The sequence below is a fragment of the Bacteroides sp. 1001302B_160321_D4 genome (assembly GCF_015667765.1).
GTDB classification, from domain to species: Bacteria; Bacteroidota; Bacteroidia; order Bacteroidales; family Bacteroidaceae; genus Bacteroides; species Bacteroides xylanisolvens.
On the sequence record NZ_JADPLO010000011.1, the window covers coordinates 71,473 to 86,396 of the forward strand.

A 14,924-nucleotide genomic window follows, 5' to 3' on the forward strand; every position below is an offset into this window, starting at 1 on the left:
TACTATGATGGACATGAAACGAATATATAACATTCTTCTGATAATGATCCTTTCATTATTTCTGCTTCCGTTGGGCGGTTGTTTCGACAGCGACATCAACCGGAGTATGTACGAAGCGGACGGAGAAGAAATGCAGCGTGAGAATCATATTGTAGGTGCTACGCTCAAAGGAATGCAGGGATTGGTGATTCCTACACGTGAACACCTTTACCAGTTTATGGATGCCATGGCAGGAGGAGCATACGGTGGTTATCTGGAAGGAATTGTAGACACTTGGGTGATGAAATTCTCTACTTTCAATCCCGAACAGGGATGGCTCAAATCCCCGTTTGCCGATCCGATTAAAGACATGTACCCGCAGTACCGCGATATGATGAACAAGACGGATGACCCTGTGGCTTTAGCTTTTGGTAAAATTCTCCGGGTGTGTATCATGCATCGTGTGACGGACATTTATGGTCCGATTCCTTATTCGAAGATGATGGATAATGATAATTCGGGTGAAGACCTGGCTGTCCCTTACGATTCGCAGGAGCAGGTATATACACAGATGCTGAAAGAACTGGAAGAAGCGGATAAAGTGTTGGAGGAAAACAAAGACCTGTCGTCCGAGGCTTTCCGCAAACTGGAAGACTTGTATTACGGAAATATTTCCAAATGGCGTAAGTTTGTACATTCCATGCAACTTCGCATTGCCATGCGTATGAGCTATGTCAATCCTACCGAGGCGCAACGTATTGCGCAGAAGGCTGTGGAAGCGGGAGTGATTGAATCGAATGAGGACAACGCCATGCTTCATGTGGCGGAGAACCGTTCGGAGTTGCTATTTAATAACTGGAATGACTACCGTATCAGTGCCGATTTAGTTTCTATTATGAAAGGTTATGAAGATCCGCGTTTGGATAAGATGTTTGTCAAAGGTGTGCAGACAGTCGATCAGGATGGCGAGAAAGTCGATGTATACGATTATTACGGTGTACGTATCGGCATATTTACCCAGAAGAAAGACGACATGATTAACCTTTACTCAAAGCAGGTGATTTCCAGCACCGATCCTTATCTCTGGATGAATGCGGCGGAGGTGACTTTCCTTCGTGCCGAGGGCGCGTTGCGTGGTTGGAATATGGGAGGCGATGCGCAGGCATTGTATGAAAAGGCTATTGCCCTTTCATTCGAAGAGCGTGGCGGAGCCACCGGAGCGGACCAATATGTGAAGGATGCGACGAAAAAGCCTATAGACTATGTGAACCCGATGGACGGGGCTGATATTAAGTATAGCCATCCGGCGGTAAGTACCATTACGATTGCCTGGGAACCTGGAGCGGAGTATTTCGAACGGAACCTGGAGCGTATCATTACTCAAAAATGGATTGCAATATTCCCGCTGGGGCTGGAAGCATGGGCGGAACATCGTCGTACGGGCTACCCGAAGTTGTTGCCTGCCGTGGAGAATAAAGACCCCAATAATAGTGTGAATGTAACAATCGGTCCCCGTCGTCTGCCTTTCCCTGCAGATGAATATACGGGAAATCCGAAATACATCGATCAAGCTGTAGAAATGCTGAATGGTCCCGATGCCGCAGGAACTAAACTTTGGTGGGATAAGAAAGACCATTCCATTGAGAATAGTCAATCTTCAAACTAGAACGAACCTTTAAATCAATGAGATTATGAAATATAAATCAATTTTTAAGTTATGCCTACTGACTACTTTCCTGTCGGTTGCCACCATCAGTTGCGACGACTGGACGGAAATGGAAATACACGATAGTCAGGTGAATGGGTTTAAGGAACAGAATCCGCAAGAATATGCGGCATATACGCAGAATCTTCGCGCATATAAAGCAACGAAACATGCTGTCGTTTATGCCCGGTTGGATAATGCTCCGGAAGTATCTACCGGTGAGAAGGACTTTCTCCGTGCGTTGCCGGACAGTATCGATATAGTGACGATGCGTAATGCCGACCGTCTGTCCGAATATGACCGGGAAGATATGAAGTTGGTGCGTGAGGATTATGGGACGAAAGTGCTTTACTATATAGATTGCACGGCTAAAGATAAACTGAATACCTCTATAACCTCTGCTGTTGAGGCAGTGCGTACAGGGACATTTGACGGGATTGCCCTCGGTTCGGAAGGCTCTGCGGTAGACGTTTCGGTGTTAAAACCGCTGCTGGATGCTTTGGGACAGACACCGTGTCTGTTAGTTTTTGAGGGTACTCCTTCCTTGTTGCCGGAAGCGCAGCGCAGCCTTTTCAACTATTTCGTACTCGATATTTCCGGTGCATCCGATGAATATGATATAGAAACCTCCGTATTTTATGCCACCGGATATGGCAAGGCCGCTCCGGACCGTCTGTTGTTGGCTGTCACTCCTGACGGTACATTGACCGACTATAACGGAGTGACGCGCAATGCCATCGCCGGAGCTGCTTACGGTGCTCTCAATATGGAAACACCATTGGGAGGTATTGCTATTTACAATATCTCTGCCGATTACTACGATACTGATATTATTTATAAACAGACCCGTGGAGGTATTCAATTCCTGAATCCTGCTTCGGCTCACTAAACGATGTAAGCTATGAGAATACATAAACTTTATCAGTGCTTTGCAGCTGCAGTTTTGTTATTTCTGCCGGTTGCCTGTGATAATACGGATTACAGCGAAAAGTCACCGTTCGATAATTCGGCATACTTGAATGTGGCTGCCAGTAAAAATACGGAGGCTTTCACTTTTAACCGTAAGGTGACAAGCCAAACGAAGACTTTTGCGGTGAAATTGTCTTATCCGGCGGGGGATGATGTGAAGGTCAGCTTGAAGGTAGACGCTTCGTTGACTAGTGAATATAATGCAAAGAACGACACGCATTATGAAGTGCTGCCTGAAACATATTATCAGCTGTTGAAAACAGAAGTGGTGATTCCTGCCGGAAAGACTACTTCCGAAGAAGTAGGCATTAAATTCTCCAAACTCGATGAGTTGGAGATTGACGTAACTTACCTCTGCCCGCTTTCCATTGGAGGAGCCGATGGAGTGGGAGTAATGGACGGTTCGCGCACGATGTATTATTTGGTACGCCGTTCCAGTGCCATTACTACGGCAATGAACTTAAAGAATATTTATGTTGCTGTGCCTGGGTTCGATAAAGGAAGTTCGACGTCAGATGTGGTGAATAACTTGAGTGCGGTAACAATGGAAGCTATTATACGAGTGAACAGTTTCCAGCAAGAAATATCCTCTATAATGGGCATTGAACAGTATTTTCTGATGCGTATTGGGGATAAAGAATTTCCGAACCGACAGTTACAAACACAGACTACGTTTGGTAAATTCCCCGAAATCAATAACCAGAAATTACTGTTGGCAGGTGAGTGGTATCATGTGGCATTGACATGGGATATAGCTACTGCGACTATTGCTTTCTATGTAAACGGACAATTACAAAGTATAAGTACCAGTCATGGTAAAAGTGACTTGACTAGTATCAGTTTGGGAGATAAGTTACCTGATGATGAATTTGGGAATGGGGGTGATTTTAACTTCTATTTTGGGCGTTCTTATGGAGAGTCGCACGATATAAGCCGCCAGTTTGATGGTGAGATATGTGAAGCTCGCATTTGGAATGTAGCCCGTACACAAGAACAGATTTATCAGAATATGTATGAAATCTCTAACCCGACAACCGAACCGGCTTTGTGTGCTTATTGGAAGTTCGACGAAGGGACAGGCACTGTCGTGGCAGACCGAACCGGGCATGGGAACGATGCGAAGGTAGTACCTTACTGGAAAGGTAGTGACCATCTCGAAATGTACAGTAAAACCGATGCGGAATTGTGGCCGAGCGGAATCGAAGTACCGAAAGTGAATCAGGAATAAGTGTGTAGAACTTTTTAAATAATCTATATATGAAACGAATAATACGAAATATATCTTTGTGTGCGTTGCTAGCAGTGGCAATGGGAGCCTGCGAGGAAGAGGCTGCATTGGTGAACCCAAGCGTTGCGCATGACAAATCTACACAGTCACCGGAAGAAGTTGTTGAAGCCGCTTCCTTGCAAAGTGCTTCAGCACCGGGAAGTGGACTTATCTTCCGTGACTTTGTGGTACAGACAGGTGATGAACTATATGTGGAATTGGCGAAACCGGCGGAGCACGACATGACTTTTACCATAGGTTTGAATATTCCTTTAAGTAACGAGGAGTTGAAAGCTTTGCCAGCAAAGTATTATAATATATTTATAGAAAACGTGATAGAAGAACCGGGAGATAAGTTAACTATTACCAACGAGGGAAAAGTAACGATAGCTAAAGGCGAACGGAAATCGACGCGGGTAAGCTTTGCCTTATCAAGAATGACTGTTGATGCTTCAATGGCTGGGTCTCAATATCTGTTACCATTGGTAGCGATGGACGAGGATGGCAATCAATATAAGCTTTTCTATTCTATCACGGAACGAGATGAGGAATATCAGGATAGAACTAAAAAAGATTATAAAGTAGTAGCGTATATTGATACGGAAGTGATGAATCCTTTGATAGCTGACAAAACTACAGCTAAACTAGAGTATCTGAGATCTCGTAGAGACAGAGAAACGATTTATGAAAATGTACCTGTTGTTGATATTGTAAATGTGCGCAAAGCCCTTTTGGGATATGATGCTTCCTCTCGGAGAGTAATTTTGAAGTATACACCAGATATGGAATATGTGCTGAAGCACAATGTTCAGTACATTCAACCGTTGAGGCGGAATGGTCTGAAAGTGTGTCTTTCTATCGAAGGAGGTGGAACGGGAATAGGCTTCGCTAATTTGACAGATCCTCAAATAATTGATTTTGTGGCTCAAGTTAAGGTAGCTGTAGAACTGTTTCAGTTGGATGGTATTCATTTGCGTGATGAGGGAGCCGGATATGACAAGGCCGAAGCACCGACTGTCAATGAAACTTCGTATCCGAAATTAATCAAGGCTCTGCGTGAAGCAATGCCGGATATAATGCTCACTCTTGCAGATGATGGCGGTACTACAGCCACAATGAATAAAGAACAAGAGGGCATTGTAGTGGGCGATTATATTGACTTGGCTTGGAATGTAATCTGGGATTCTCCGGTAAATCCTTGGGCGGATGGTTCGGAACGCAAACCCATTGCAGGGATGACGAAAGAACGTTATGGTGGAATTGCGCTTTATATTAAAGAACGGACCCCAGAAGACATGGGATTTTTTGAAGAATTGCAGGCAAAAGCTAGAGTAATCACTATAGACGAAGGACTTGGAAAAGTTGCGGTTGTAGAAAACATTCCTTATAGGCAGTATAATTTAGAAACGATGGTTGTTGATGGATTTAAGAATCTTTTGATGTGCTTCCATGACAATAATGATGGGAATTATCCTAAATATAGTGCAGCTGTACAAGAAGCTCGAGTTGCGACGCAATTTTATGCTTTCCGCAAAGACTGGTAAGGGAATAAAATAAGGAAGAGGTTGCCCTGTAAGTCTGATAAGTATATCATTCTGTCATTCAGAATGTAGTAAAGAATCTTTTCTTTGTATATTCGAAAGAGTAGATTCTTCGCTTAGCTCTGAATGACAGAGTTAAATGATAGCAAACAATATTTTTTCGGACTGCCTCAATCCGGTAAACTTTTTATTGATATTCTTTATTTTTTCGTTTAATAATATTCATAAAACCAAGTAGAAACAACATCATAATGAAGAATGTATTGAAAATCTGGTTAGTCGACAACACTGTAACCGTCGACAACAAAGACGATAAGATCGGTCAGCTCGAATCGTCCGGTAATCTTTCGTTGCAGGATATACTCGATGAGATGCACAAGGAAGACACCGGGCTCCGTCCCGAAACCATCGAGCACGTCGTGAAGCTCTACAACCGTGTTGTGAGCGATCTCATCCTTAGCGGATATAGTGTCAACACCGGTCTTTACCACGCCATAGCGCAACTCCGCGGTGTTATCGATGGCGGAAAATGGAATCCCGAGAAGAACTCCGTCTACGTCTCCTTCACCCAAGACAAAGAACTGCGTGAAGCTATCGCCCAAACCTCTATCAGTATTTTGGGCGAACGCCAAAGCGTGATGTACGTTGCCGGATTCTCACCTGCCACCGCCATTGCAGGCCGTCCGTTCACAGTCAATGGCCGTATGTTGAAAATTGCAGGTACGGATTCTTCCGTCGGCATCACTATCACCGACAGCAAAGAACAAACCACACCTGTCGACCTCAATATGCTGGCCGTCAACAACCCGTCACAACTCACATTCATTGTTCCTGCCGGTCTGGCCGATGGCGAATATACCCTCACCGTCACTACACAGTATGCAGGAAGCACGCTCCTAAAGACACCCCGAACCGCTATCGCTACTTTCTACGTCGGCACGAAACCCGATGCAGGAGGCGGCTCCGGTTCCGGTGGTAGCGAAGGCGGCGGAGGAGGAGAAGCTCCCGATCCTGCGGCATAAAATGTTCTCTTGGAGGATGTGTCAAAACTCTTATAAACAAAAAGTCACCCTCGCTACAACTATCTGTGGCGAGGGTGACTTCGTAGAAAGGAGAGTTTTGACACATCCCCTTATGCAGAGAGGCTGCATAGCTCTATACACGCATCATGTATAGAGTTGTGCAGCCTTCGTGTATAGGGCTATACATGCTAAATGCATAACTTTGATCTTTTTCTCTGTTTTGCCCTCTTTTTCATCAAAGACTTATGTATATAGCCATAATTGAGCTTGGTATTTATTTATCTTTTTCGCATTATCTTTTTTATGGTACTAATTTATTAGTACTTTTGTCTTTACCGAAAGAAAAGATCAACGATTATGGCAAGAATAACGATTCCATACGCAGTGGCCGACTTCGCAGAAATGCGTGAACGTGGCTTTTATTATGTTGATAAGACAAATTACATTCCGGGGCTTGAAGACTATAATGCTCCCATCTTTCTCCGTCCCCGTCGTTTCGGGAAAAGTCTGCTCATCTCCATGTTGGCCCACTACTACGACCGTACGAAAGCGAATCGTTTTGAAGAACTTTTTGGCGGCACCTGGATTGGCGAACATCCTACGGATTGGCGAACATCCTACGGAAGAACATAATCAATATTTGGTGATTCGTTATGACTTCTCGGCTATGGTGATGGCGGATGATATGGAAGGGGTGGTACAGAACTTCAATGACCTGAATTGTGGACCCGTGGAAGTTACGGTAGAACATAACCGAGACCTGTTTGGTGATTTTCAGTTTACAACTCGAGGAAATGCTGTGCAGATGTTGGAGGAACTTTTGGGTTATATCAGCTCACATGGATTGCCTAAAGCATATATATTGATTGACGAATACGATAACTTCACCAATCAACTGCTTACTTCCTATAATGACTCACTTTATGAGGAAGTAACCACTAGTGATAGTTTTCTTCTCACCTTTTTTAAAGTTATCAAAGCGGGTATCGGCGAAGGCACGATTCGCACTTGTTTCTGCACAGGCGTATTGCCTGTCATCATGGACGACCTGACCAGCGGGTACAACATTGCGGAAATCCTCACATTCAAACCCGTTTTTTTGAATATGCTCGGCTTCACCTATGAAGAAACGAAAACATACTTGCGCTATGTACTTGATAAATATGCTCCCGGTGCAAGCGAAGAACGCTTCGAGGAAATCTGGCAGCTTATTGTGAACAACTACGACGGTTATCGTTTTAGCCCTGTCGGTGAACGTCTTTTTAACTCCACTATCTTAACTTATTTTTTTAAGAAATTTGCCGCTAATGCCGGAAGTATTCCCTCCGAACTGATCGATGAGAACCTGCGTACGGACATCAACTGGATTCGCCGCCTGACTCTTTCGCAGAACAACGCCAAAGAGATGCTCGATGCCCTGGTGATAGGCGGTGAATTGTCATACAACGTCAGAGATCTGTCCGGCAAATTCAACAAGAAGAAATTTTTTGAGAAAGAATTCTATCCCGTCAGCCTGTTCTACTTAGGTATGACTACCCTGAAGAGTGCATACCGCATGGTGCTCCCCAACATGACCATGCTCAGCATCTACATGGATTATTACAACCAACTGAACAAGATCGAAGGTAACGCCAGTCGTTACGTCCCGGTTTATGAACTTTATGATTCCAATCGTAGTTTTGAACCCCTTGTGCAGAACTATTTCGAGCAATATCCGGGACAATTCCCCGCACAGGTTTTCGATAAGATCAACGAGAACTTTATCCGTTGTTCTTTCTACGAGCTTGTCTCCCGCTATTTGAGCCATTGTTACACTTTTGCCATCGAACAAAATAACTCCGTCGGTCGTTCGGATTTTGAAATGATCGGCATCCCCGGCACGGATTATTACACGGACGATCGCGTGGTGGAATTTAAATACTATCGTTCCAAAGATGCCGACCGTATGCTTGCGCTCACCGAACCGCTGGTAGAACACGTAGAGCAAGTGAAAGGTTATGCCGCAGATACAAAAAGAAAATTCCCCAATTACCATGTTCGTTCGTACATTGTGTATATCTGTGCCAACAAAGGGTGGAAGTGTTGGGAGGTTTAATATGAATCATTTGTAGATAAATATGAGGAAGAAGTAATTATACTCTCTTATTCCTCGGGTAGCCATCGACTGACATTTCGTGTGTCAGTACTGAATTCTACTCCAACCTTTTTGACTTCCCGTTCATCTGCCTGATAAGGGATAAGATATCCTTTATCTTCGATTTGCTGTAATGCTTGCTCGGCTGTGCCATTTAGTTTGAATTCGAATACATAAATATACTTCGGTGTTTTGACAACTGCATCAGCCCGTCCTTTTGCACTGCGTACTTCTGCTTGTGTGAACTGTCCCATGAGTTTGAATATCAGATAGAAAACAGTCTGGTAATGCCGCTCTGTCTGGTCATTCAGTTCGTAAGGTATATCGGCAAAGAAGGCTTGAAGGCGGGTTAGAAAAGCATTGATATTGCCACTTTCCAACTCATGGACAAATTTGCCAATATAGAAATCTTGCTCATTATCGGGAATATTAGAGTAGAATGGCAGAAGGAAATTCATAAAGCCATATCTCACTTCATCATTGGGAAAAGCAAGTTGATAAGTCTTGAAACGAGGATCGTATTCTTTAATCGTCAGATACCCGCTTTGATAAATCAGCGGAATAGGATTCCTGCTTTCTGCCCGGTACTCGTTGAATGACGCTGCGTTTGCTTCCACTCCGTCAATGAGCGTTCGCAGGTCATAGTTGCTATCCATCAGCATCTTGACAAGGAAAGTAGGAGTGCCTGTCTGAAACCAGTAATTCTCAAATTTATATCCATCGAACACATTTAATACACTGAACGGATTGAACATGCCTTCTGCATATTCACAGAAATGATACCCGTCGTAAAGTGAGGTCATCTTATGGATTGTATCTTCTGGTGTCATCCGGTTGTATGAGGCCAGCTTATCCAATTCCGGAGTGAATGTATCTATCAGTTCCTGCTTGGTGATGCCGCAAATGGTGGCATAAGGCGGTTTCATGCTGATATCATTCAGTTGATTCAAATCACTGAATACACTGACTTGTGAGAATTTGGTAACACCTGTCAGAAATACGAAACGCAGATAGCGGTCAGCACTTTTCAATACTCCATAGAATGCTTTTAGCATTTTGCGGTATTCTTCAAACAAGGGCAGATTATCCAGAGCTTGCAAAAGAGGTTTGTCATATTCGTCTACTAATACGACTACTTGCTTTCCGGTTTGCACACATGCGCGTTCTATAATATAGGCGAATCGTTCTTCCGGTTGTCGATCTTGCTTTTCGGTTCCGTAGATTGCTTCCCATTTTTCCAGATGTTGGTTGAGCATCGCTATCAGATCTGCCGGAGAATCATACTTGCGTGCATTCAAGTCAATATGAAAAACCGGATAGACTTGCCAGTCAACTTCCATTTGTGAGATGGCTAGTCCTTCGAATAAGTCCTTGCGTCCCAGAAAGTAAGCCTCGAAAGTGGAAATCAGCAGGCTTTTTCCGAAACGTCGGGGACGGCTAAGGAAATAGGGGATGCTTGTGGACACCATTTTTCCGACAAGGGCGGTTTTATCTACATACAGATAATTTCCTTTGCGGATTTTCTCGAAAGTTTGTATTCCGATGGGCAATTTGCGGTTTAAATCAATCATACTTGTTCTTTGTTATAAGAATTCTACTCTTGCAAAGGTAACATATTTTGTGGGATATTGTTCTTTTAGACAAATATTCGTGTAACTTTGCAAATTGATAGTTTAAAAACAAGAAGAGAAAAAATGATAGTTTGCATAGCCGAAAAGCCGTCTGTAGCACGTGATATAGCCGAAGTACTCGGCGCTCATACCAGAAAAGAAGGATATATAGAAGGAAACGGATACCAGGTGACCTGGACATTCGGGCATCTTTGTACCCTGAAGGAGCCACATGAATACACCCCTAACTGGAAATCATGGAGCTTGAGCAGTCTGCCGATGATTCCGCCACGTTTCGGTATCAAGCTGATTGGGCATGATCCGGGTATTGAGAAGCAGTTTCATGTGATAGAGTGGCTGATGCAGAATGCGGATGAAATCATCAATTGCGGTGATGCCGGGCAGGAGGGAGAATTGATTCAGCGCTGGGTGATGCAAAAAGCTGGCGCACGCTGTCCGGTGAAGCGCCTGTGGATTTCTTCGTTGACGGAAGAAGCTATTCGTGAAGGATTCTCGAAACTGAAAGACCAAGCTGAATTTCAATCACTTTACGAAGCCGGTCTTTCCCGTGCGATGGGTGATTGGCTGTTGGGAATGAACGCTACCCGTCTTTATACCCTTAAATACGGTCAAAACAAACAGGTGCTCTCTATCGGTCGTGTACAGACACCGACGCTGGCATTGATTGTCAACCGTCAATTGGAGATAGCCAATTTTGAACCTAAACAATATTGGGAACTGAAAACAAACTATCGTAATACCACTTTCTCTGCACTCATTCGCAAAAGTGATGAAGAAATTGCCGCGGAAGAGGAAAAGAACGGCGGAAAAAAGAAAATAGATAACCCGGGCATCGACCCTATTGCCAACCGGGAAGAAGGCGAAGCATTGGTAGAACGTATTAAAGACCTACCTTTTGTAGTCACCAATGTCGGCAAGAAAGACGGGAAGGAATACGCTCCACGTTTGTTCGATTTGACTTCCCTTCAGGTAGAATGTAACAAGAAATTCGCTTATTCAGCCGATGAAACACTGAAACTGATCCAGTCTCTTTATGAGAAGAAAGTGGCTACCTATCCGCGTGTGGATACCACTTTCTTGAGCGATGATATTTATCCGAAATGTCCTGCTATCCTGAAAGGACTCCGTGATTACGAAGTCTTGACAGCTCCGTTAGCTGGCACTACACTTCTTAAATCAAAAAAGGTATTTGACAACTCGAAAGTGACGGATCACCATGCCATTATCCCAACCGGAGTCTATGCTCAAAACTTGACGGATATGGAACGTCGTGTCTACGACTTGATAGCCCGTCGTTTTATAGCCGTGTTCTATCCGGACTGTAAAATTTCTACTACCACCGTAATGGGAGAAGTGGATAAGATAGAGTTTCGGGTAACCGGAAAACAAATTCTGGAACCGGGATGGCGTGTCGTGTTTGCCAAGGAAGTAAAAGACCCTACTGAAGAAAAAGAGGAAGAGGATGAAAATGTACTTCCTGCTTTTGTGAAGGGTGAAAGTGGTCCTCATATTCCGGACCTGAATGAAAAATGGACACAGCCGCCCAGACCTTATACTGAAGCAACCTTGCTTCGTGCAATGGAAACAGCCGGAAAACTGGTGGACAATGATGAACTTCGCGATGCTTTGAAAGAGAATGGTATCGGTCGTCCGTCTACCCGTGCTGCAATCATTGAGACGTTGTTCAAGCGAAATTATATCCGTAAGGAAAGAAAGAACCTGATTGCCACCCCGACAGGAGTGGAGTTGGTGCAGCTTATTCACGAAGAATTATTGAAATCGGCAGAATTGACAGGTATTTGGGAAAAGAAGTTGCGTGAGATTGAAAAGAAAACATACGATGCCCGCCAGTTCCTCGAAGAACTAAAGCAGATGGTTTCAGAGATCGTAATGAGTGTACTTTCTGATAATACGAATCGACGCATAACTATTCAGGACGCAGTTGCTGCAAAAGCCGAAGAGAAAGAGAAGAAAGAACCTAAAAAGCGTGAACGAAAACCGAGTACACCGAAAGAAAAGAAACCAAAAGCGGAAAAAACGACGAATGAAGTGAAGACTGATTCGCCCGGTTCTCCTGCTCCGGTGGCCATGGCAGCTTCAACTCCTTCTGCGGCAGGTGAGGTAGATGCGTTTGTAGGTCAACCCTGTCCACTTTGTGGTAAAGGAACCATCATTAAAGGGAAGACTGCTTACGGGTGTTCGGAATGGAGAAATGGATGTACTTTCCGGAAGAATTTCTAATTTTCCGCACAGTAACAAGGTAAAGTGTATGGCTGAAATAGTTTAGTGGAAAACTACTTGATTTATAGAAAAATACACTATATTTGTACATAAATCTATATGGACTACTATGAACCGTTTTGCAAACTACTACAAGAAGATATTCTCGCAAGAGTATATAGATCGCACCATTTCGGGCGGTATCAAGTCACAGCTCACCTTGCTACTCGTTACCATTGCTACGGCGCTGGCTATCTTTTTTATTATCGCGATGCTCTTTTCCATCCAATTGCATGGACACGAGGAATGGGGAGAAAGGCTCTGGGCAGTGTACAACAACTTTGTCGATCCCGGTAACCAAATAGAAGAGACTGCCTGGCCTAACAGGATATTAGTGGGGCTTATCAGCATTTCGGGATCCGTTTTACTGGGCGGTGTGCTCATCTCTACTATCTCTAATATTATAGAGCGGCGTGTGGGAGTGGTATACGCGGGGCGAATGACCTACCGTAATATAAAAAATCATTATGTACTGATCGGATTCAACGAATTGTCTATCAATATGATACGTGAACTGTATGACGAATGTCCTTCGGCACGTATTTTGCTGATGAGCGGTATGGAGTCGGCAACGGTGCGGCATCGTATACAGTCGGCCCTGCCTGTTGAAGTTGAGCGACAAGTGCTTGTTTACTTTGGCAACATTGAGTCGATCGAAGAACTTCAGCGGTTGAACATAGAGAGTGCTATTGAAGTATATGTGCTGGGTGATGAAGAACGTTACGGGCGCGATGCTAAAAATATAGCTATTATGCACTTGGTAAGTACTCTGCGTGGTAAATGTTATGATGGTAAGATGATGCCTGTGTATGTACAGTTTGATAGCATCCCTTCGTATTCTAACATACAGAAAATGAATCTGCCGCCCGAAGTCTTTTGTATAGAAGGCAAGCCTAATATTTTCTTTCGGCCCTTTAATCTCCATGAAAACTTGGCCCGGCAGCTATGGAGCCTTTATGGAGCTGATTGTGAAAGGCGTTATGATCCGCTGGATTATCGCCCCATAAGCATTACACAACAACCTGATGGAAGTTGGAGTGCTACCAGTCAAGACTATGTGCATCTGGTTATCGTGGGATTCAACCGAGTGGGACGTTCGTTGCTACTCGAAGCATTGCGTATCTGCCATTATGCCAATTATGATGACCGTCTGCCTGCAGATGAACGTATACGTACCCGTATCACTTTAGTGGATCGCGAGATGGAGGCACAGAAAGACTACTTCAAAGCTCAATTCCCCTATATAGAGAGCCAAATAGATGATATTGAGGTGGAATATTGCCATGACGATATTTGCAGTACTGCTATGCGTACCCGCCTGCAGCAGTGGGCACAAAATAAGCATTGTATGCTTACAGTGGCCATTTGTGTGCATGATCCTGATTTGAGTCTTTCATTAGGACTCAACTTACCACATGAAGTTTATCAGTATCAGTGTCGTGTGCTAATCCGTCAGGAGTTTAATAATGATTTGTCGTCGATGGTGGACGACGAGAAGGGACGCTATCGCTATGTCAAGGTGTTTGGTATGGTAGACAGGGGAATAAAGAAAAACATCTTGCAAGATAAACTGGCTTTGTATGTGAACTACTTATACGATTGTTGTTATGCTGATGAAAGCCTCAAACAAAAAGAGGTATTGAAGAAGATGTATGAATCCTATGGTAACCATTCTGCTGACTTTATTTTGATGAACCACCAGGCGCAGTATTTGTGGAATAAACTAAGCGAACCACTACGTTGGGCTAATCGCTATCAGCTGGATGCCTATAGTGTATTTTGTCGCACACTGGGCTACGGCATCAGACGGAGTGACCACTCACCGGCACACATATCCGAATCTATGTTCAATGAAGATCTGCCAGCTCAAGTTTTGTATCTGTTAGTACGCATGGAGAAGTACCGATGGAATGCCGAGCGTACGGTGGCCGGCTGGAGACGTGCTAAGGTGAAGGATAAGGTATTTTTGCAACATCCTCTTATTATGCCTTTCAGCGAATTACTACAAAAGTATCCCGAGGAGGTAGAGAAGGATGCTGATGTAATTTATAATCTGCCCTACATACTGGCATTGGGAGGATATGAGCTTTATAGATTGGCCGATTAATAAGCCGACTTAACATTTATACATAAGTTAGAGAGACACTACTAACCGCAACCCGTAATCAATATCCCACCGTTGTGGGGTCACTCCATAACGGCTGGTGACTTTACAGTATTTCTCGAAGGTGTAATAACTGCCTCCGCGTAATACTTTATGCATATCCTTTTTATTTATTTAATATCTATCGCTAGAAATGAGTTCTGCGATGATAACTATCATGCGTCGAAAACCAAAAACTTCCTCATTCACTGAATAAATTCTTTTTTTTCATTAAAATCATCTTTCTTGTAGG

General features: G+C 43.9%; 8 protein-coding genes and 2 pseudogenes. 8 read left to right on the forward strand and 2 right to left on the reverse strand.

Going from position 1 to position 14,924, the window contains the following annotated elements; translation table 11 throughout:
* Positions 1 to 4: 4 nt before the first annotated feature.
* The 6 genes and pseudogenes from KFO40_RS06620 to KFO40_RS06645 all read left to right on the forward strand — a co-directional run bounded on the left by KFO40_RS06620 (position 5) and on the right by KFO40_RS06645 (position 8,578).
* Positions 5 to 1,645 (forward strand): SusD/RagB family nutrient-binding outer membrane lipoprotein, encoded by a 1,641-nt coding sequence (locus KFO40_RS06620; RefSeq protein ID WP_008024828.1) that lies wholly within the window; start codon positions 5 to 7, stop codon positions 1,643 to 1,645.
* A 25-nt stretch (positions 1,646 to 1,670) separates the two neighbouring features.
* Complete coding sequence (locus KFO40_RS06625; RefSeq protein WP_211146210.1) at positions 1,671 to 2,573, forward strand: glycoside hydrolase family 18; 903 nt, start codon at positions 1,671 to 1,673, stop codon at positions 2,571 to 2,573.
* A 12-nt stretch (positions 2,574 to 2,585) separates the two neighbouring features.
* Complete coding sequence (locus KFO40_RS06630) at positions 2,586 to 3,881, forward strand: DUF1735 and LamG domain-containing protein (protein ID WP_008024824.1); 1,296 nt, start codon at positions 2,586 to 2,588, stop codon at positions 3,879 to 3,881.
* Positions 3,882 to 3,910: 29 nt separating this feature from the next.
* The gene (locus tag KFO40_RS06635) at positions 3,911 to 5,464 is read left to right on the forward strand and encodes a glycosyl hydrolase family 18 protein (protein ID WP_008024822.1); all 1,554 of its coding nucleotides are present in this window, start codon (positions 3,911 to 3,913) and stop codon (positions 5,462 to 5,464) included.
* A 248-nt stretch (positions 5,465 to 5,712) separates the two neighbouring features.
* Positions 5,713 to 6,483, forward strand: a complete 771-nt coding sequence (locus tag KFO40_RS06640; RefSeq protein WP_211146211.1) for a DNA-binding domain-containing protein — start codon at positions 5,713 to 5,715, stop codon at positions 6,481 to 6,483.
* Positions 6,484 to 6,840: 357 nt separating this feature from the next.
* Positions 6,841 to 8,578 (forward strand): annotated as a pseudogene (locus KFO40_RS06645) (ATP-binding protein).
* Between the two features lie 47 nt (positions 8,579 to 8,625).
* On the opposite strand, the gene KFO40_RS06650 reads toward KFO40_RS06645, so the two are convergent.
* Positions 8,626 to 10,188 (reverse strand): ATP-binding protein, encoded by a 1,563-nt coding sequence (locus tag KFO40_RS06650; protein WP_004313570.1) that lies wholly within the window; start codon positions 10,186 to 10,188, stop codon positions 8,626 to 8,628.
* 123 nt (positions 10,189 to 10,311) lie between these two features.
* On the opposite strand from KFO40_RS06650, the gene KFO40_RS06655 reads away from it, so the two are divergent.
* Complete coding sequence (locus tag KFO40_RS06655; RefSeq protein ID WP_008024816.1) at positions 10,312 to 12,489, forward strand: DNA topoisomerase 3; 2,178 nt, start codon at positions 10,312 to 10,314, stop codon at positions 12,487 to 12,489.
* Positions 12,490 to 12,598: 109 nt separating this feature from the next.
* A complete protein-coding gene (locus KFO40_RS06660) occupies positions 12,599 to 14,635 on the forward strand; it encodes a hypothetical protein (protein WP_211146212.1) in 2,037 nt (678 codons plus the stop codon).
* Between the two features lie 27 nt (positions 14,636 to 14,662).
* Here KFO40_RS06660 and KFO40_RS25820 read toward each other — a convergent pair.
* Positions 14,663 to 14,806: pseudogene (locus KFO40_RS25820) on the reverse strand (formylglycine-generating enzyme family protein); the annotation flags it as partial.
* Positions 14,807 to 14,924: the final 118 nt, after the last annotated feature.

Bases quoted from the DNA above. Each gene is read 5' to 3' on its own strand.
- KFO40_RS06655 (WP_008024816.1), top strand. From the start codon at position 10,312: ATGATAGTTTGCATAGCCGAAAAGCCGTCTGTAGCACGTGATATAGCC.
- KFO40_RS06630 (WP_008024824.1), top strand. From the start codon at position 2,586: ATGAGAATACATAAACTTTATCAGTGCTTTGCAGCTGCAGTTTTGTTA.
- KFO40_RS06650 (WP_004313570.1), bottom strand. From the start codon at position 10,188: ATGATTGATTTAAACCGCAAATTGCCCATCGGAATACAAACTTTCGAG.
- KFO40_RS06635 (WP_008024822.1), top strand. From the start codon at position 3,911: ATGAAACGAATAATACGAAATATATCTTTGTGTGCGTTGCTAGCAGTG.
- KFO40_RS06640 (WP_211146211.1), top strand. From the start codon at position 5,713: ATGAAGAATGTATTGAAAATCTGGTTAGTCGACAACACTGTAACCGTC.
- KFO40_RS06620 (WP_008024828.1), top strand. From the start codon at position 5: ATGATGGACATGAAACGAATATATAACATTCTTCTGATAATGATCCTT.
- KFO40_RS06625 (WP_211146210.1), top strand. From the start codon at position 1,671: ATGAAATATAAATCAATTTTTAAGTTATGCCTACTGACTACTTTCCTG.
- KFO40_RS06660 (WP_211146212.1), top strand. From the start codon at position 12,599: ATGAACCGTTTTGCAAACTACTACAAGAAGATATTCTCGCAAGAGTAT.